Below are 17,567 nucleotides of genomic sequence, written 5' to 3'. Positions count from 1 at the left end.
GGTCAGCCGTTCTCCTTCTGGATCTGGGCCCACTTCTCTTCGACATCTCCGATGCCGCCGACGTTGAAGAAGGCCTGCTCCGCGACGTGGTCGAAGTCACCGCGGGTGATCGCATCGAACGACTCGATGGTGTCCTTCAACGGAACGGTCGAACCCTCGACGCTCGTGAACTTCTTCGCCATGTAGGTGTTCTGCGAGAGGAACTGCTGGATGCGACGCGCCCTCGACACGACGATCTTGTCTTCCTCGGAGAGCTCGTCGACACCGAGGATGGCGATGATCTCCTGCAGCTCCTTGTTCTTCTGGAGGATCTGCTTGACCGTGGTGGCGACGCGGTAGTGGTCCTCGCCCAGGTAACGCGGGTCCATGATGCGCGACGTCGAGGTCAGCGGGTCGATTGCCGGGTACAGACCCTTCGAGGCGATCTCACGAGAGAGCTCGGTGGTCGCGTCGAGGTGCGCGAAGGTGGTCGCGGGCGCCGGGTCGGTGTAATCATCGGCCGGCACGTAGATCGCCTGCAGCGAGGTGATGGAGTGACCGCGCGTCGACGTGATGCGCTCCTGGAGGAGACCCATCTCATCGGCGAGGTTCGGCTGGTAGCCCACCGCGGAAGGCATGCGGCCCAGCAGCGTGGAGACCTCGGAACCGGCCTGCGTGAAGCGGAAGATGTTGTCGATGAACAGCAGCACGTCCTGCTTCTGGACATCGCGGAAGTACTCCGCCATCGTCAGTGCCGACAGCGCGACGCGCAGACGCGTCCCCGGCGGCTCGTCCATCTGGCCGAAGACGAGCGCGGTCTTGTCGAAGACGCCGGCCTCTTCCATCTCGTGGATGAGGTCGTTGCCCTCACGGGTGCGCTCACCGACACCGGCGAACACCGACACACCACCGTGGTCCTGCGCGACGCGCTGGATCATCTCCTGGATGAGAACGGTCTTTCCGACGCCGGCTCCACCGAACAGTCCGATCTTCCCACCCAGGACGTATGGGGTGAGCAGGTCGATCGACTTGATGCCGGTCTCGAACATCTGGGTCTTGGACTCCAGCTGGTCGAAGTTCGGCGCCTTGCGGTGGATCGGCCAGCGCTCGGTGACCTCGATGACCTCACCGGGCTCGCCGTTGAGGACCTCGCCGATCACGTTGAAGACCTTGCCCTTGGTGATGTCGCCGACGGGCACGGAGATGGCCTCGCCCGTGTCGCGCACCTCCTGGCCGCGCACGAGGCCGTCGGTCGGCTTCAGAGCGATGGCGCGGACAAGGTCGTCGCCGAGGTGCTGCGCGACCTCGAGCGTGATCTCGGTCGACTCCTCGCCGATGGTGATCGTGGTCTTCAGCGCGTTGTAGATTTCGGGAATCGAGTCGTGTGGGAACTCGATGTCGACAACCGGACCGTTGACGCGTGCGACGCGCCCGACGACCGCGGTCGCGGGCTGGTCAGCCGTTGCGGTGGGGGTCATTTCTTCGTCTCTTTCCTGAGGTTTACTTGCTCGATGAGAGGGCGTCGGCGCCGCCGACGATCTCTGCGATCTGCTGCGTGATCTCGGCCTGACGCGCGTTGTTGCGCAGGCGGGTGTAGTCGGTGATGAGCTTGTCGGCGTTGTCGCTGGCCGACTTCATCGCCTTCTGCGTCGCGGCCTGCTTCGCAGCGGACGACTGCAGGAGGGCGTTGAAGACGCGGCTCTGGATGTACACCGGCAGGATCGCGTCCAGCACGGTCGCGGCATCCGGCTCGAACTCGTAGAGCGGGTAGACCGTGCTCCCCGCTTCCGACTCGTCGGCTTCCGCGATCTCGAGCGGAAGCAGGCGCACCGACTCCGGCGACTGCGTCATCATGCTGACGAAGCGGTTGTATACGAGGTGGATCTCGTCGACCCCGCCGTCGTCGCCACCGCGGGAGAAGTCCTCGAGCAGCTTCTGTGCGATCTCCTCCGCCGTGTGGAACGACGGCGTGTCGGTGTCACCGGTCCACTCGGCCGCAGCGGCGATGCGACGGAACTGGAAGTAACCGACCGCCTTGCGTCCGACGAGGTAGAACACCGGCTCCCGGCCCTGCTCGCGCACGAGTTCGGCGACCTCCAGACCCTCGCGGAGGATCTGAGAGTTGAACGCGCCCGCGAGACCGCGGTCCGACGAGAAGATGACGACCGCCGAGCGGGTGATCTTCTCCGGTTCGCGGGTGAGCGGGTGGTCGACGTTCGAGTGCGTCGCGACGGCCGACACGGCCCTCGTCACGGCTCGCGCGAAGGGAGTGGACGCCTTGACGCGCGCCATCGCCTTCTGAATGCGCGAAGCCGCGATGAGCTCCATCGCCTTCGTGATCTTCTTGGTCGTCTGAGCAGAACTGATCTTCTGCTTGTAGACCCTGAGTTGAGCGCCCATTGATCAGTACCTCACGCGGTTACGCGCGACGACCCTTGACGATCTTCTCCTGGTTGACGTCCTCCGCCTCGGCGGCGGCGTGCTCCTCGTGGCCGGGGGCGCCGATGGCGTGGCCCTTGCCACCCTGGAACTCCAGGATGAACGCGTCCGTCTGCTTGTTCAGCTCCGCGACCGTGTCATCGTCGAGGACATTGGTCTCACGCAGCGTGTCGAGCACCTTCGTGTTGCGACGCAGATAATCGAGCAGCTCGCGCTCGAAGCGCAGCACGTCCTCGACCTCGATCGTGTCGAGCTTGCCGTTGGTTCCCGCCCAGATCGAGACGACCTGCTCCTCAACCGGATACGGCGAGTACTGCGGCTGCTTGAGGAGCTCGGTCAGGCGCGCGCCTCGCGACAGCTGACGGCGAGATGCGGCGTCGAGGTCCGAGGCGAACATCGCGAACGCCTCGAGCGACCGGTACTGCGCAAGCTCCAGCTTCAGCGTTCCGGAGACCTTCTTGATCGACTTGACCTGCGCGTCACCACCGACTCGCGACACCGAGATACCCACATCCACCGCAGGACGCTGGTTGGCGTTGAAGAGGTCGGACTGCAGGAAGATCTGGCCGTCGGTGATGGAGATCACGTTGGTCGGGATGTACGCCGAGACGTCGTTGGCCTTGGTCTCGATGATCGGCAGACCGGTCATCGATCCCGCACCGAGCTCGTCGGAGAGCTTCGCGCAACGCTCCAGCAGACGGGAGTGCAGGTAGAAGACGTCACCCGGGTAGGCCTCGCGGCCCGGCGGACGGCGAAGGAGCAGCGACACGGCGCGGTACGCCTCGGCCTGCTTGGACAGGTCGTCGAAGATGATGAGGACGTGCTTGCCGCCGTACATCCAGTGCTGGCCGATGGCCGAGCCCGTGTACGGGGCGAGGTACTTGAAGCCGGCGGGGTCGGATGCCGGCGCGGCGACGATGGTCGTGTACTCCATGGCGCCGGCCTCTTCGAGCGCGCCGCGCACACCCGCGATGGTCGAGCCCTTCTGACCGATGGCGACGTAGATGCAACGCACCTGCTTGTTGACGTCGCCCGACTCCCAGTTGGCCCTCTGGTTGATGATCGTGTCGATCGCCAGGGCGGTCTTGCCGGTCTGGCGGTCGCCGATGATCAGCTGACGCTGACCCCGGCCGACCGGGATCATCGCGTCGATGGCCTTGATGCCGGTCTGCATCGGCTCGTGAACCGACTTGCGCTGCATGACGCCGGGCGCCTGCAGCTCGAGAGCGCGAACAGCCTCGGTCTCGATGGCGCCGAGGCCGTCGATCGGGTTGCCGAGCGGGTCGACCACGCGGCCGAGATAGCCGTCGCCGACCGGAACCGAGAGGACCTCGCCGGTGCGGGTGACCTCCATGCCGGCCTCGATGCCGTTGAAGTCGCCGAGGACGACGACGCCGATCTGGTGCTCGTCGAGGTTCAGCGCGAGACCCTTGGTGCCGTCAGCGAACGTGACGAGTTCGTTCGCCATCACACCGGGCAGTCCTTCGACGTGCGCGATGCCGTCGGCTGCGTCGATGACGGTGCCGACCTCGGTCGCCGCCGCCCCGGTGGGCTCGTATGCCGCGGCGAAGTCCTTCAGCGCGTCACGGATGACGTCGGGGCTGATCGATAGTTCTGCCATTGTCTTCCCTTTGTATTGAGAGAGTCTGCGCGGTTCCCCGCGCGAAAATCGTGTTAGCCCGCGAGCTTCTGTCGAAGATCGGCGAGACGTGCTGCGATGCTGCCGTCGATGACATCATCGGCGATCTGCACGCGCAGACCTCCGACCACGGTCGGGTCGATGACGACGTTGAGCGACACCCGGCCGTCGTAGCGACGCGAGAGAGCGTCGCTCAGACGATTCTGCTGAGCATCGGTGAGCGCCTTGGCGCTGTAGACGGTGGCGACGACGCGCCCGCGCTGGCTGGAGACGATGTTCATCGCCCGGTTCAGCAACTGACGGATGCGGCGCTCTCGGGGCTGACGCACGAGCGAGGAAACGACCAGGGTCGCCTGCGTGCTGGCACCGCCCGCGAGCAGACGCTCGACGAGTTCGCCCTTGGCATCCTCGCCGCCGAGCCTGCTGCCGAGGGCCAGCTCGAGTTCGGAGTTCGCCGCTATCACGCGGGAGAAGGCGAACAGCTCGCCCTCGATGTCGGCGTTCGCGTCGGAAAGCGCGGCCGCGCGGATCGCGAGCTCCTCGATACCGTCGATGAGCTGGTCGGCGTTCGACCAGCGCTCGGCCACAGCCACCTTGAGGACGTCTCTGGTGAGTGCGGAGAATTCCCCGAACACGGCTCCGACGACGTTCCGCCGCGCCTCGGCCGGAGCCGAGGGGTCAGCAAGCGCGCCGCTCAGGTGGGACGACCCGCCCACGGCACGTGCGGCGGCGAAGAGCTCCCGCGCGGTGTCGAGCGTGACGCCGGACGCCTCGGCGAGCGCCTGGACGGACGCCGCGAGTGCCTGAGTGGTCGCGCTGCCCATTACTGAGCCGCCTTCTCGGATGCTTCGAGGTCGGCGAGGAACCGGTCGACGACGGCCGTCGCACGTGCGTCGTCGGAGAGGGTCTCCCCCACGACGCCACCGGCGAGGTCGATGGCGAGAGAGCCCACCTCGGACCGCAGCGAGACGAGAGCGGTCTGCCGCTCGGCCTCGATCTGCGTGTGCGCGGTCGCGGTGATACGAGCAGCCTCTGCGGCCGCCGTCTCCTTCGCCTCGGCGACGATCTTCTTGCCGTCCTCGCGGGCGGCCTCGCGGATCTCGCCGGCCTCGGTGCGCGCCTCAGCGAGCTGACGCGTGTACTCTTCGAGCGCCGCCTCCGCCTGCTTCTGCGCCTCGTCGGCCTTGGCGATGTTGCCCTCGATGGCGGCGGAGCGCTCGTCGAGCATCGCCGTCAGCTTCGGAAGGGCGACCTTCCAGACGACGACGAGGATGACGAGGAACCACAGGCCCGACCAGATGATGTCGTACCACGCGGGGATGAGCGGATTGGGTGTCTCCTCCGCCGCGAGGTTCGTGACAAGAGCGTTCAGCATCCTGTCTCCTTCAGAAGTCGGTGCGGATTACGGGAAGGGGATGAATCCGACGGCGATGCCGACGAATGCAAGTGCCTCGGTGAAGGCGATACCGATCCACATGAGGACCTGGAGGCGACCGGCCAGCTCGGGCTGACGGGCGACGCCCTCGATGGTCTTGCCGACGACGATGCCCACACCGATGGCCGGACCGATCGCTGCGAGGCCGTAGCCGACCGCTGCGAGGTGACCGTTGATGTCTGCGAGAACCGTAGTTGCGTCCACGGGGTTTTCCTTTCGTTGGGTGGGTGGCCTGGGCCGCCCGCTCAGTGCCTGGAGAGGCTCAGTGCTCTTCTGCGACCGCGAGCTGGATGTAGACCGCGGTGAGGACGGTGAAGACGTATGCCTGGAGGACGGCGACCAGAATCTCGAAGAGGGTGAAGGCGCCGCCGAAGGCGAGGGTTCCGACACCGAGGGCTGCCCAGCCGCCGCCCGCGGTGAAGAAGAAGAACTGGGTGGCTGCGAAGCACAGCACCAGCAGCATGTGGCCGACGACCATGTTCATCAACAGTCGCAGCATCAGGGTAACCGGCCGCAGGATGAACGTCGACACCAGCTCGATGACCGCCACGATCGGCAGTGCGAAGCCGGGCACGCCCTGCGGCATCAGCGCGTTCTTGAAGAAGCGGAAGCCGTGGCGGCGGATACCGGCGTAGATGAACGTGACATAGCTGATGACGGCGAGGAGCAGCGGAACCGCTGCGATGCTGGTTCCGGCGATGTTCAGGAACGGGATGATGCCCGTGATGTTCATGAACAGCACCATGAAGAAGATGGTGGTGAGGATCGGCAGGAACCGGTCGCCGTCCTTGCGGCCGAGCAGGTCGTGCGCGATGCCGCCGCGGACGAACCCGAGGCCCATCTCGACCAGGCTTTGGAAGCGGCCAGGCACGACCTTCATGCGACGTGTCCCGAGCCACAGGATGAGCACGACAGCGATGACGGAGAGAAGCTGCACCAGGTGGATGCGATGCACCGGGATGCCCGCGACGTGGAAGAGGATCTCCGGGAAGAACTCGTTGATCGAGGGCCCGTGGAACTCGCCGTCGGAGGCCAGTCGTGGGGTCAAGGTCGCAGCAAGATTAAACAGCGCGGGCTCCAGCTTCGGGGCACCGGTCAGAACCGGGGCGACGACGGTCGGTGTGCTTCACAGCGCAAGCGCTCGCGGGCGAGCGGCGGGCACGGTTCAACCCTATCAGAATCAGCGGGTGCTCGAATCCGGCTCGTCCCCCGTCGGAGCCGGTGCTGGCGCGCCCTTTCGCACCCCCGGGGCGACGTCTTCCGGCACCTCGGTGGGCAGAGACGTGTCGCTGACATGGGGCAGTCGCATCCGCGTCAGCACGAGCACATCGATCGCCAGCGACATCATCACGCCAGCCACGATCGAGAGGAAGAACGTCATCGGGTGGATCCATGGCGCACCGCTGAGCACGATCATCACCACGACGAAGACGCCGAGCTTCAGCAGCCACCCCCCGAGGACGATGGCGAAGAACAGCTGCACGTACAGCGGGTCGCCGTACCAGCGGTTCGCGACGAGGATGCTGATCGCCGTGATCGCGAGGAAGAGTGCGGCCAGCAGCACCCCGAGCAGACCGCTGACGAGGCCGGGCACGTGGGCGAACAGGAAGCCGAGCGCCCCGGCGACGACGGCGAGCCCGACGGTCGCGACCCCCGACCAGATCAGGGTGCGGCGCAGGATCGGCGTGCTGGACACGGGGCTCGGGCTCATCGGGACTCCAGGGGTGTCGGATCGGGCTCAGCGGAGACCGCACGCTTCGTGCGGCGAGAGGGCAGAGTGATGACGAGGCAGGCGGCGATGCCGACCACGCCGAAGGCCACGCCCGGCAGATACTGCCCGGGCCAGTCCTCGCGGGCGCCGACGTACATGAGCAGCACCGCCAACGAGAGCACGGCGGCCCACGCGTAGAAGATGAGTACGGCGTCGCGGTCACGATGACCGAGGTCGAGCATCCGATGATGCAGGTGCTTGCGATCGGGCGAGAACGGCGATCTGCCCGCGCTCATCCGGCGCAGCACCGCGAGGCCGAAGTCCAGCAGCGGCAGCAGCACCACGAGGACCGGCAGGAGGATCGGGATGAAGGCTCCGAGAAGCTGCGAGCGCCCGATCTGCTCGGGGTCGAGCGCCGACGGGTCCAGCTGCCCGGTGAGGGCGATCGCCGACGTCGCCATCAGCAGGCCGATCACCAGTGCCCCTGAGTCGCCCATGAAGAGCTTCGCCGGGCTCCAGTTCAGGGGAAGGAAGCCCAAGCATGCGCCGATCAGGACTGCAGCGAGGAAGGAGGCCAGGTTGAAGTAGCTCGACTGCCCAGTGTCGCGGGTGAGGATGTACGAGTAGGCGAAGAACACGCCGTTCGAGATCAGGCAGACACCGGCGACGAGGCCGTCGAGGCCGTCGATGAAATTCACCGCGTTCATCACGATCACGATCGCGAACATCGTCATCGTGATGCTGAACCAGCTGGAGAACACGATGATGTCGCCGAAGGGCAGCGAGAGGATCTGCAGGCCGCCTCCGACGGTGATGACGCCGGCAGCGAGGAACTGCGCTCCGAGCTTGATCATCCAGTCCAGGTCCCACAGATCGTCGATGACGCCGATGACAGCGATGAGCAACGAGGCTCCGAGGATCGCCCACATGGTCTGCGGCCGAACCCAGATCGTCTCGAAGAACGGATTCGCCGCCGAGACGCCGATCGCAGCGGCGATGCCGAGGAAGATGGCGATGCCGCCGAGCCGCGGAGTGGGCGTCGTGTGCACGTCACGTTCGCGGATCCCTGGGTAGAGCTTGAAGCGCAGGCTCAGCCGCCACACCGCCCAGGTCAGCACGAACGTGATCGTGGCCGTCAGGATGATGGTGAAAAGGTACTGCTTCACGAAGCCTCGTCCGCGGCCGGAACCGGTTCGAGCAGGTCGCCCAGCACCTCATGCAGCTGATCGCGGGTGATCGCACCCTCACGGAGCACACGCACGCGACCGGACTCACCGTCCGGTCCACGGCGGACGAGAGAGGTGGCGTCCACGATGGTCGACGCGATCCCGTTCTTGCTCAGACCGTCGGCGAGATACACCGCGACACTGTCGCCCAGCATCCGTTCGGCGTCGAACGCCGAGATCGCTGCGGCCCTGCCGGTGAGATTCGCGCTGGAGACCGCCAGCGGACCCGTCTCGGCGAGCAGTTCGAGCGCGACCCGGCCCTCGGGCATCCGGACCGCGACCGTACCGAGCGTCTCGCCGAGGTCCCACGCCAGCGACGGTCGCGCGGGAAGCACGATGGTCAGCCCGCCCGGCCAGAACGCCTCGACGAGATCTCGGACAGGCTGGGGAACCTCTTCGACGAGTGCCTCCAGCGTCTCCTTCGTCCCGATGAGCACGGGGGGAGGCTGGTCCCTGCCGCGCCCCTTGGCATCGAGCAGGCGCTGCACGGCCTTCGGAGAGAAGGCGTCGGCACCGACACCGTAGACGGTGTCCGTGGGCAGGACGATGAGTTCGCCGCGACCGATCGCCTGGCGCGCGTGGCGCATGCCGGCGAGCAGCTGCGCCTCGTCGGTGCAGTCGAAGATGGAGGACATGACCATTCGATTGTACGTGGCGGACTGATCGCGGACGACGGTCACCCGTTCAGGGCAGTGGTCGCCCTGTCGCGATGGGTGAGGTCGTGATGCGTCGCCGCCGCCCGCCAGCCGTCGGCGGCCAGGATGTCGCGGATCGCCTGTCCCTGCAACTCGCCGTGCTCGATGACGAGGAGCCCGCCCTGCTTCAGCAGGCGGCGGGCGCGACCGCTGAGAACCCGCACCAGATCGAGCCCGTCCGCGCCCCCGTACAGTGCGAGAGCAGGATCGAACAGCCGCACTTCGGGGTCCCGTGGGATGGCGGCGTCTGGCACGTAGGGCGGATTGGAGATGACCACGGTGGCGGATCCCTCGAGCTCCGGGAATGCCTCGGCAAGATCGGCGAGCACGAGCGTCAAGTTGTCGACCCCCGCGGTGTTACGCGATGCCCATGCGTGGGCATCGGCCGAGACCTCGGCGGCGAAGATCCTCGCGTGCGGCACCTCGGTCGCCATCGCCAGCGCGATGGCCCCGCTGCCCGTCCCCAGATCGATGCCTATGGGATCCGGTTCCGCTGCGTTCAGCAGCGCGTCGATGGCATACTGGGCGACCATCTCCGTCTCCGGACGCGGAACGAACACGCCCGGTCCGACGCTGAGCTCGAGATGGCGGAAGGGTGCCACCCCGGTCAGATGCTGCAGCGGCTCGCGTCGCTCACGTCGGGCGGCCAAGGCCTCCATCGCAGCGACCGTCGCCTCCCCGACGGCATCGCCGCGGACGATCGCCGCCTGCACCTCACCACGACGGCGCTCGAGCACGTGAGCGGCCAGCAGCTCCGCGTCGACGAGCGGATCGGGCACCCCTGCTTCCGCGAGACGCTGCGCGACCGTGCGCACCAGGGCGGCGAGTGTGATCTTGGGCATGGGTTCCAGCGTAGAGCGCCGCGGGGCGTCATATTGGCAGTCCTTCAGGCGGCCTCGCATAGGCTGTTGCCGCAGTGTCCCGTTCAGGAAAGGCTCCTCATGCCCGGCATCCACTCCGACATCACCACCGCCTTCGGCAACACTCCCCTGGTCCGCCTCAACCGGGTGACCGAGGGCGTGGATGCGACCGTGCTCGCGAAGCTGGAGTTCTACAACCCGGCGTCGAGCGTGAAGGACCGCATCGGCATCGCGATGATCAACGCGGCTGAGGAATCCGGAGAACTGGGGCCCGGCGGCACCATCGTCGAGTCGACGAGCGGCAACACCGGCATCGCACTCGCCATGGTCGGCGCCGCGCGAGGCTACAAGGTGATCCTCACGATGCCGGCCTCGATGTCGAAGGAGCGGCGGGTGCTGCTGAAGGCCTTCGGAGCGGAGATCGTGCTCACCGACCCGACCAAGGGCATGAGCGGCGCCATCGAGGAGACCAAGCGCATCGTGGCGGAGACGCCGGGCGCGATCTGGATCCGCCAGTTCGAGAACGAGGCGAACCCGCGCATCCATCGCGAGACCACCGCGCAGGAGATCCTCCGCGACACCGACGGCGCCGTCGACATCCTGGTCGCGGGAGTCGGCACCGGCGGAACCGTCACCGGCACCGGTCAGGCGCTGAAGGCGGTGAAGCCCGGGGTTCAGGTCATCGCCGTCGAACCCAAGGATTCTCCTGTGCTCTCGGAAGGACGCCCGGGCCCGCACAAGATCCAGGGCATCGGTCCGAACTTCGTCCCCGCCGTACTCGACCGAGAGGTGATCGACGAGGTCGTCACCGTCGAGTTCGACGACTCCCTCCGTGTCGCGCGTGAACTGGCCGCCAAAGAGGGGCTCCTGGTCGGGATGTCGTCCGGTGCGGCTGTCTGGGCGGCACTGCAGGTGGCAGCGCGGCCGGAGAACGCGGGCAAGACCATCGTCGTGGTCGTTCCCGACACGGGCGAGCGGTACATCTCCACGGCGCTGTTCGAGGACCTGCGCGAGGATTGAGCCGGACATGGGCCTGATCGGCCGAATGCGCGAGGACATCGCCGCCGCTCGACTGCGGGATCCCGCAGCTCGAAGCGCGGTCGAGGTGGCGCTGCTGTACCCCGGGCTGCACGCGATCTGGGCACACCGGCTGTGGCATGCGCTGTGGCGGCGCCGCATCCGGCTGCTCGCACGCGCCGGGTCGCAACTCACCCGCTTGCTGACCGGGATCGAGATCCATCCCGGCGCCCGGATCGGGCGGCGGTTCTTCATCGATCACGGCATGGGCGTCGTCATCGGCGAGACGTCGGAGATCGGCGATGACGCGATGCTCTACCACGGGGTGACCCTGGGCGGACGCACGCGGGACTCGGGAAAGCGCCACCCCACACTGGGCGACCGCGTCGCCGTCGGTGCGGGGGCGAAGATCCTGGGTCCGGTCACCATCGGCGCAGGCTCCGTCATCGGGGCGAACGCGGTGGTCACGAAGGATGCGCCCGCCGACAGCATCCTGGTCGGTGTTCCTGCAAGGCCCCGCCCGCGGGTCCCCGGCGAAGACACCCGCGCTGTTCTCACCGCGCCCGACTACGCGATCTGAGCATCGGTCACCGCGACCGGTCTCCGCTCGCGCCGCGCGCCTTCCTCTTGAGGAAGATCATCTGCAGCAGCACCGTGGCCAGGGCCGTCACGAGCCAGACGATCACCGAACCGAAGATCCACCCCGCGGCATCGACGATTCGCAGCCCGCCGATGGGCAACAGGACGACGATGACGAGAGCGATCAGCGTCGAGAAGATCCCGATACCGCCGAGCAGGACCGGTGCGTAGCGATCCGCGAGCCGGCTGATCAGTGGCGTCACGGCGCTCTGCAGGATCGCGAAGATCACGATGCAGACGACGAACCCCCACCACCGGGACCACTGGATCCGGAACCCGTCGAGCACGAGGTCCGCGACGACCAGGCCGAGCGCGGCAGACGCGAGGAAGATGAACGCTCGAAGCAGGAACGTGATCACGCGCCGAGCATAGCCCTCGGCGCGAGGTCGGGTCAGGAGTCCGAGCCGAGGGCGGCGAGTCGCGCTTCTTCGTCGGCGCTGATGGCGCTTTCGATGATCGGGTCGAGCGCGCCGTCCATCACCTGGTCGAGGTTGTAGGCCTTGAATCCCGTGCGGTGGTCGGCGATGCGGTTCTCGGGGAAGTTGTAGGTCCGGATGCGCTCTGACCGATCCATGCCGCGGATCTGCGAGCGGCGGGCGTCGGATGCCGCGGCGTCGAGCTCCTCCTGCTGCCTGGCCAGGAGGCGAGCGCGGAGCACCCGCATGCCCGCCTCACGGTTCTGCAGCTGAGACTTCTCGTTCTGCATCGACACGACGATGCCGGTCGGCACGTGCGTGATGCGGACGGCCGAGTCGGTGGTGTTCACGGACTGGCCGCCGGGGCCGGAAGAACGGAACACGTCGATCTTGAGATCGTTCTGATTGATCTCGATCTCGTCGGGTTCATCGACCTCGGGGAAGACCAGCACCCCGGTCGTCGAGGTGTGGATGCGTCCCTGCGACTCGGTGGCGGGCACACGCTGCACGCGGTGGACGCCGCCCTCGTACTTGAGGTGCGCCCAGACGCCCTGGGCCGGATCGGAAGAGTTGCCCTTGATGGCGATCTGGACGTCCTTGTAGCCACCGAGGTCGGATTCGTTCCGGTCGAGCAGCTCCGTCTTCCACCCTTTGTGCGCCGCGTACTGGATGTACATGCGCAGCAGGTCAGCGGCGAAAAGGGCCGATTCAGCCCCACCCTCCCCCGCCTTGATCTCCATGATCACGTCACGGGCATCGTCGGGATCGCGCGGGATGAGCAGGCGACGCAGGCGTTCCTGCGCTGTCGCGAGGCTCTCCTCGAGCGCCGGGACCTCGGCCGCGAACGCCTCGTCCTCCTTGGCGAACTCGCGAGCCGCATCCAGATCATCGGATGCCGCAACCCACGCCTCGTGAGCGGCGACGATCCTGCTCAGCTCCGCGTAGCGGCGGTTCACCCGCTTGGCGCGGCCGGCATCGGCGTGCACCGCCGGGTCGGAGAGCTCCTCCTGCACCCGGCGATGCTCGTCGATCAGAGTCTGGACGGACTCGAACACGCAGGCCTCAGCGAATGTTGTTGTCGTGGCCGTGGCCACCGGACGGCAGTGTCGGGATCGACTTCTGCATCTGGATGAGGAACTCGACGTTGGAGTTGGTCTCCTTGAGCTTGCCGAGCACGACCTCGAGAGCCTGCTGCTGGTCGAGTCCCGCGAGGGCACGACGCAGCTTCCAGGTGATCTTGACCTCGTCGGCCGACAGCAGCATCTCCTCGCGACGGGTGCTCGAGGCGTTGACGTCGACCGCCGGGAAGATCCGCTTGTCGGCGAGAGCGCGAGACAGGCGCAGTTCGCTGTTGCCTGTGCCCTTGAACTCCTCGAAGATGACCTCGTCCATCTTGGATCCGGTCTCGACGAGCGCGGTGGCGAGGATCGTGAGCGATCCGCCGTTCTCGATATTGCGCGCGGCGCCGAAGAAGCGCTTCGGCGGGTACAGCGCCGAAGCGTCGACGCCGCCGGTGAGCACGCGGCCCGAGGCGGGAGCTGCGAGGTTGTAGGCGCGACCGAGACGAGTGATCGAGTCGAGGAGCACGACGACGTCGCGACCCAGTTCGACGAGACGCTTCGCCCGCTCGATGGCGAGTTCGGCGACCGTGGTGTGATCTTCGGCCGGACGATCGAAGGTCGAGGCGATGACCTCGCCCTTCACCGTGCGCTCCATGTCGGTGACCTCTTCGGGGCGCTCGTCGACGAGCACGACCATGAGGTGGACCTCGGGGTTGTTCTGTGCGATGGCGTTGGCGATCTGCTGCAGCACGATCGTCTTGCCGGCCTTCGGAGGAGCGACGATCAGACCGCGCTGCCCCTTTCCGATCGGGGCGACCAGATCGATGATGCGCTGCGTGAGCTTCTCGGGCGCGGTCTCCAGACGCAGGCGCTCCTGCGGGTACAGCGGGGTGAGCTTGCCGAACTCCACGCGGGTGGCCGCGTCGTCGACCGAGAGGCCGTTGATCGAGTCGACCTTGACGAGCGCGTTGTACTTCTGGCGCCCCTGCTGCTCGCCCTCGCGCGGCTGCTTGATCGAGCCGACGACGGCGTCGCCCTTGCGCAGGTTGTACTTCTTGACCTGGCCGAGCGAGACGTACACGTCGCTGGGACCGGCGAGGTAGCCGGTGGTGCGCACGAAGGCATAGTTGTCGAGGACATCGAGGATGCCCGCGATCGGGATCAGGACGTCGTCCTCTCCGATCTCGGTGTCGAACTCGTCGGTGGGCTCGCCGCCGCGGCGCTTGTTGCGCTGACGGTTGCGGCTGTTCGCGGACTGCTCGCTCTCGGCGGGGGCCGGCTGCTGCTCCTGTGCCGACCCGTTCTGGCCACGCCCGCGGTTGCGGCTGCGGTTGCGGCCACGGCCACGGCCGCCGGCCTCGTCGCCGCCCTCACCGTCGGCGCCGTCGCCGGGCGCGGATTCGGCAGGCGTCGTGGCAGGTTGCTCGGCTGCGGGCTCAGCGGCGGTGTCCTGGGCTGCCGGCTTCGCTCCGCGGCGACCCCGACCAGTGCTCTTCGGGGCCGATTCTGCGGCGGGCTCTGTCGCCTCGGCGGTTGCGGCGTCGGCCTGTCCAGCGGCGGCGTCGCTCGTCTCGGGTGCGGGCGCGTCAGCATCCGCCTTCTTCGCCCGGCTGCGACGGGGGGCTTTCGCTTTCGGCGCCGCCTCGGCGGCGCTGTCGGCGGCCGGGGCCTTCGCCGGTGCATCCGCCGACGATGCGGCGCTCGCCGGTGCCTCGTTCGCCGGAGCCATCTCGGCGGTCTTCACCGGCGCATCCTTGGCAGCCGCGGAAGACGGCGTGCTCTCGGTGGCGGCCTGCTCCGCCTTCGCCGCGGCGGTGGCGGACGTCGCGCGACGCGGCGCGCGCTTGCGAGCAGGGGCGGCCGGCGCCGACTCGGCACTCACCGGCGCCGGTGCTTCGGCGACCGAAGCCGACTGATCGTTCTGGGTCTCGGAGAAATTCTCCACGAGTACTCCCTCATATGTCGTGGGAAATGAGCGTTTACGCGCACAACGGGTGCTGCGCGCGATCGCACGGGCAGACGCTGAGCGTCAGCCAGCCGAAGCACTGGGGCCTTGGGGTTTCACATGCGGGTCTTGCAGATTGCAATGGGGCCAGATTCACGTAGTTACGTGGAGCCCTCCGCTCGATCCCCCACTGTACCACCACGCACGTCGACCGCGAGCAGGAGGGCCTCCCACGGGGTGTCCGTCACCGACGCCGCAAGCTCCACCGCGTCCTGCCGCCGGCCAGGGCCATCGGCCAGGACCAGCACGCTCGGACCTGCGCCGGAGACCACCGCTGCGAAGCCGGCGCGGCGCAGAGCCTGCACGAGGCGCAGCGTCTCCGGCATGGCCTCGGCGCGGTAATCCTGATGCAGCCGGTCCGCCGTCGCGTCCAGAAGCAGCTCAGGACTCTGAGTGAGCGCTGCGATCAGCAGCGCCGAACGCGAGACGTTGAAGATCGCGTCTTCTCGGGAGACGTGCGGAGGCTGCAGTGACCGGGCGAGCGACGTCGACATGGTGTACGCCGGCACGAGCACGAGCGGCGAGACGCCGCGATGCACGAGGAGCTTCTTGTGCTGCGCGCCGCGCTCGCCCATCCAGGCGATCGTCAGGCCACCGAACAGGGCGGGCGCGACGTTGTCGGGGTGCCCTTCGACCTCGGTGGCGAGGCGGAGGAGGTCGTCGTCGCTGATCTCGACATCGCCGGCCAGAAGGCCCTTGGCCGCCAGCACGCCCGCAGCAACCGCCGCTCCCGACGAGCCGAGGCCGCGGCCGTGCGGCACGCCGTTGTCGGCCACGATGCGAAGGCCGGGCATGGGGCGGGCGACGTCGGCGTACACGTGCTCGATCGTGCGGACGATGAGGTTGGAGGCGTCGCGGGGAATGTCTTCGGCACCGGAACCGGTCACTTCGATCTCGAGCGCGCCTGCCGGCAGCGCCGTGACCAGGAGAGAGTCGTACACGCTCAGCGCGAGTCCCAGCGTGTCGAAGCCCGGTCCGAGGTTCGCGCTGGTCGCGGGAACGCGGACCTCCACGGTGCGCCCCTCCGCTGTCCAGCCGCGCGCTGGGCCGTCCATGGCGCCGACGGCGAGCTCTGCCACCGTCACTCGCCTTCCACGCGCAGCACCGAGACCACGCGTTCCACCACGGAGCTCTCGGCGAGCGCGGCGACGGTTTCGCTGAGCGCCTGATCCGCCGCTCGATGCGTGCCGATGATCAGGCGCGCGGTCGGCTCGTCCTCGCCCTCGACGGTCTGCACCACGGTGGCGACCGACACTCCCCCGTCGCTGAGGATCCCGGCGACCGTGGCGAGCACGCCGGGCGCATCCGCCACCTCGAGCGTGATCTGGTACCGGGTGGTGACGTGGCCGATCGGCACGATCGGGAGGTTCGCCCTGGTGGACTCCCCGACCCCGACGCCGCCGGCGATGTGCCGACGCGCCGCCGAGACCACATCGCCCAGCACGGCCGATGCCGTCTGCACGCCACCGGCGCCCGCACCGTAGAACATCAGGGAGCCGGCCGCCTCGGCCTCGACGAAGACGGCGTTGTTCGCACCGTGCACGGTGGCCAGGGGGTGCGACCGGGGAACCAGCGCGGGATAGACGCGCACCGAGATGGATTCCCCGCCGTCGGCCTCGAGCCGCTCGCACACCGCGAGCAGTTTGATGACGAATCCCGCCGATCGCGCCTCTTCGATCATCGCCGCCGAGATCGACGAGATGCCCTCGCGGTGCACGGCATCCAGAGGAACGGCGGTGTGGAATGCGAGGCTGGCGAGGATCGCGGCCTTCTGCGCCGCGTCGTATCCCTCGACGTCGGCGGTGGGGTCGGACTCGGCATACCCGAGGCGCTGAGCGTCGGCGAGCACCTCGGCGAAGTCGGCGCCCTCCGTGTCCATCCGATCGAGGATGTAGTTGGTGGTGCCGTTGACGATGCCCATGATCCGCACGACGCGGTCGCCGGCGAGCGAATCGCGCAGGGGGCGGATGATCGGAATCGCGCCGGCGGCGGCGGCCTCGTAGTAGATGGACGCGCCGACCCGGTCAGCGGCCTCGAAGAGTTCGGGACCGTGAGTGGCGAGCAGTGCCTTGTTCGCGGTGACGACGTCCGCCCCCGAGCCGATCGCCTGCAGGATGCTGGTGCGGGCCGGCTCGATGCCGCCGATGAGCTCGATCACGATGTCAGAGCCGACGACCAGCGACTCCGCGTCGGTCGTGAACAGCTCCTGCGGCAAATCGGTGTCGCGAGGTGCATCGGGGTTCCGCACGGCGATTCCGGCCAGTTCCAGTGAGGCCCCCGCACGGTCGGCGAGCTCGTCGCCGTGTCGCAGCAGAAGGGCTGCGACCTGCGAGCCGACGGCGCCTGCGCCCAGCAGTGCCACTCGAAGTCGTCGGTACTCAGCCATGGGTGCTCCTTCGGACGTGGGTCATCGTTCTCCTTCTCGGAGGTCGGTCGATCGGGGTG

18 protein-coding genes are annotated in these 17,567 nt (G+C 67.6%); 2 read left to right on the top strand and 16 right to left on the bottom strand.

Annotated elements, in window-relative coordinates; all coding sequences use genetic code 11:
* Positions 1-2: 2 nt before the first annotated feature.
* The 11 genes from atpD to prmC all read right to left on the bottom strand — a co-directional run bounded on the left by atpD (position 3) and on the right by prmC (position 9,966).
* The gene (atpD, locus tag RIN18_RS00235) at positions 3-1,457 is read right to left on the bottom strand and encodes a F0F1 ATP synthase subunit beta (RefSeq protein WP_309101923.1); all 1,455 of its coding nucleotides are present in this window, start codon (positions 1,455-1,457) and stop codon (positions 3-5) included.
* A gap of 22 nt (positions 1,458-1,479) precedes the next feature.
* Complete coding sequence (locus RIN18_RS00230) at positions 1,480-2,379, bottom strand: F0F1 ATP synthase subunit gamma (protein ID WP_309101922.1); 900 nt, start codon at positions 2,377-2,379, stop codon at positions 1,480-1,482.
* Between the two features lie 19 nt (positions 2,380-2,398).
* Complete coding sequence (atpA, locus tag RIN18_RS00225) at positions 2,399-4,039, bottom strand: F0F1 ATP synthase subunit alpha (protein WP_309101921.1); 1,641 nt, start codon at positions 4,037-4,039, stop codon at positions 2,399-2,401.
* A gap of 53 nt (positions 4,040-4,092) precedes the next feature.
* Positions 4,093-4,881, bottom strand: coding sequence for a F0F1 ATP synthase subunit delta (locus RIN18_RS00220; protein ID WP_309101920.1), 789 nt, complete (start codon positions 4,879-4,881; stop codon positions 4,093-4,095).
* Positions 4,881-5,432, bottom strand: a complete 552-nt coding sequence (locus RIN18_RS00215) for a F0F1 ATP synthase subunit B (protein WP_309101919.1) — start codon at positions 5,430-5,432, stop codon at positions 4,881-4,883. The genes RIN18_RS00220 and RIN18_RS00215 overlap by 1 nt, the downstream gene beginning before the upstream one ends.
* A gap of 27 nt (positions 5,433-5,459) precedes the next feature.
* Complete coding sequence (gene atpE, locus RIN18_RS00210) at positions 5,460-5,696, bottom strand: ATP synthase F0 subunit C (RefSeq protein ID WP_067198640.1); 237 nt, start codon at positions 5,694-5,696, stop codon at positions 5,460-5,462.
* Positions 5,697-5,754: 58 nt separating this feature from the next.
* Positions 5,755-6,540: a F0F1 ATP synthase subunit A gene (atpB, locus tag RIN18_RS00205; RefSeq protein ID WP_309101918.1), complete on the bottom strand. Its 786-nt coding sequence runs from the start codon at positions 6,538-6,540 to the stop codon at positions 5,755-5,757.
* Between the two features lie 132 nt (positions 6,541-6,672).
* On the bottom strand, positions 6,673-7,203 hold the full coding sequence (locus RIN18_RS00200; protein WP_309101917.1) for a hypothetical protein: 531 nt from the start codon (positions 7,201-7,203) through the stop codon (positions 6,673-6,675).
* Positions 7,200-8,369: an MraY family glycosyltransferase gene (locus RIN18_RS00195; RefSeq protein WP_309101916.1), complete on the bottom strand. Its 1,170-nt coding sequence runs from the start codon at positions 8,367-8,369 to the stop codon at positions 7,200-7,202. Before RIN18_RS00195 ends, RIN18_RS00200 begins: the two co-directional genes overlap by 4 nt.
* A complete protein-coding gene (locus tag RIN18_RS00190) occupies positions 8,366-9,064 on the bottom strand; it encodes an L-threonylcarbamoyladenylate synthase (RefSeq protein ID WP_309101915.1) in 699 nt (232 codons plus the stop codon). Before RIN18_RS00190 ends, RIN18_RS00195 begins: the two co-directional genes overlap by 4 nt.
* A 41-nt stretch (positions 9,065-9,105) precedes the next feature.
* Positions 9,106-9,966, bottom strand: coding sequence for a peptide chain release factor N(5)-glutamine methyltransferase (prmC, locus tag RIN18_RS00185; RefSeq protein ID WP_309101914.1), 861 nt, complete (start codon positions 9,964-9,966; stop codon positions 9,106-9,108).
* A gap of 99 nt (positions 9,967-10,065) precedes the next feature.
* Between prmC and cysK the strand changes: the two genes are divergently transcribed.
* Entirely contained in the window at positions 10,066-11,004 is a 939-nt protein-coding gene (cysK, locus tag RIN18_RS00180; RefSeq protein WP_309101913.1) for a cysteine synthase A, read from the top strand.
* A gap of 7 nt (positions 11,005-11,011) precedes the next feature.
* Positions 11,012-11,581, top strand: a complete 570-nt coding sequence (epsC, locus tag RIN18_RS00175; protein WP_309101912.1) for a serine O-acetyltransferase EpsC — start codon at positions 11,012-11,014, stop codon at positions 11,579-11,581.
* 7 nt (positions 11,582-11,588) lie between these two features.
* On the opposite strand, the gene RIN18_RS00170 is transcribed toward epsC, so the two are convergent.
* From RIN18_RS00170 to RIN18_RS00150, 5 genes are all read right to left on the bottom strand, one after another.
* The gene (locus tag RIN18_RS00170; protein WP_309101911.1) at positions 11,589-11,999 is read right to left on the bottom strand and encodes a hypothetical protein; all 411 of its coding nucleotides are present in this window, start codon (positions 11,997-11,999) and stop codon (positions 11,589-11,591) included.
* A 32-nt stretch (positions 12,000-12,031) separates the two neighbouring features.
* The gene (gene prfA, locus RIN18_RS00165; RefSeq protein ID WP_309101910.1) at positions 12,032-13,111 is read right to left on the bottom strand and encodes a peptide chain release factor 1; all 1,080 of its coding nucleotides are present in this window, start codon (positions 13,109-13,111) and stop codon (positions 12,032-12,034) included.
* Positions 13,112-13,118: 7 nt separating this feature from the next.
* A complete protein-coding gene (rho, locus tag RIN18_RS00160) occupies positions 13,119-15,062 on the bottom strand; it encodes a transcription termination factor Rho (protein ID WP_309101909.1) in 1,944 nt (647 codons plus the stop codon).
* Between the two features lie 161 nt (positions 15,063-15,223).
* A complete protein-coding gene (gene thrB, locus RIN18_RS00155) occupies positions 15,224-16,177 on the bottom strand; it encodes a homoserine kinase (protein ID WP_309102114.1) in 954 nt (317 codons plus the stop codon).
* A gap of 26 nt (positions 16,178-16,203) precedes the next feature.
* A complete protein-coding gene (locus tag RIN18_RS00150; protein ID WP_309101908.1) occupies positions 16,204-17,508 on the bottom strand; it encodes a homoserine dehydrogenase in 1,305 nt (434 codons plus the stop codon).
* Positions 17,509-17,567 lie beyond the last annotated feature (59 nt).

This window comes from Microbacterium sp. (assembly GCF_031179285.1).
Lineage (GTDB): Bacteria > Actinomycetota > Actinomycetes > Actinomycetales > Microbacteriaceae > Microbacterium.
The sequence above is the reverse complement of the archived record's forward strand: the minus strand, read 5'-3'. Positions and strand labels throughout refer to the sequence as shown.

What these genes read in the sequence shown, in the direction of transcription:
- RIN18_RS00190 (WP_309101915.1), bottom strand. Translation starts at nt 9,064, where the DNA reads ATGTCCTCCATCTTCGACTGCACCGACGAGGCGCAGCTGCTCGCCGGC.
- epsC (WP_309101912.1), top strand. Translation starts at nt 11,012, where the DNA reads ATGGGCCTGATCGGCCGAATGCGCGAGGACATCGCCGCCGCTCGACTG.
- RIN18_RS00200 (WP_309101917.1), bottom strand. Translation starts at nt 7,203, where the DNA reads ATGAGCCCGAGCCCCGTGTCCAGCACGCCGATCCTGCGCCGCACCCTG.
- thrB (WP_309102114.1), bottom strand. Translation starts at nt 16,177, where the DNA reads ATGGACGGCCCAGCGCGCGGCTGGACAGCGGAGGGGCGCACCGTGGAG.
- RIN18_RS00220 (WP_309101920.1), bottom strand. Translation starts at nt 4,881, where the DNA reads ATGGGCAGCGCGACCACTCAGGCACTCGCGGCGTCCGTCCAGGCGCTC.
- RIN18_RS00215 (WP_309101919.1), bottom strand. Translation starts at nt 5,432, where the DNA reads ATGCTGAACGCTCTTGTCACGAACCTCGCGGCGGAGGAGACACCCAAT.
- RIN18_RS00150 (WP_309101908.1), bottom strand. Translation starts at nt 17,508, where the DNA reads ATGGCTGAGTACCGACGACTTCGAGTGGCACTGCTGGGCGCAGGCGCC.
- atpA (WP_309101921.1), bottom strand. Translation starts at nt 4,039, where the DNA reads ATGGCAGAACTATCGATCAGCCCCGACGTCATCCGTGACGCGCTGAAG.
- prmC (WP_309101914.1), bottom strand. Translation starts at nt 9,966, where the DNA reads ATGCCCAAGATCACACTCGCCGCCCTGGTGCGCACGGTCGCGCAGCGT.
- atpD (WP_309101923.1), bottom strand. Translation starts at nt 1,457, where the DNA reads ATGACCCCCACCGCAACGGCTGACCAGCCCGCGACCGCGGTCGTCGGG.
- RIN18_RS00230 (WP_309101922.1), bottom strand. Translation starts at nt 2,379, where the DNA reads ATGGGCGCTCAACTCAGGGTCTACAAGCAGAAGATCAGTTCTGCTCAG.
- cysK (WP_309101913.1), top strand. Translation starts at nt 10,066, where the DNA reads ATGCCCGGCATCCACTCCGACATCACCACCGCCTTCGGCAACACTCCC.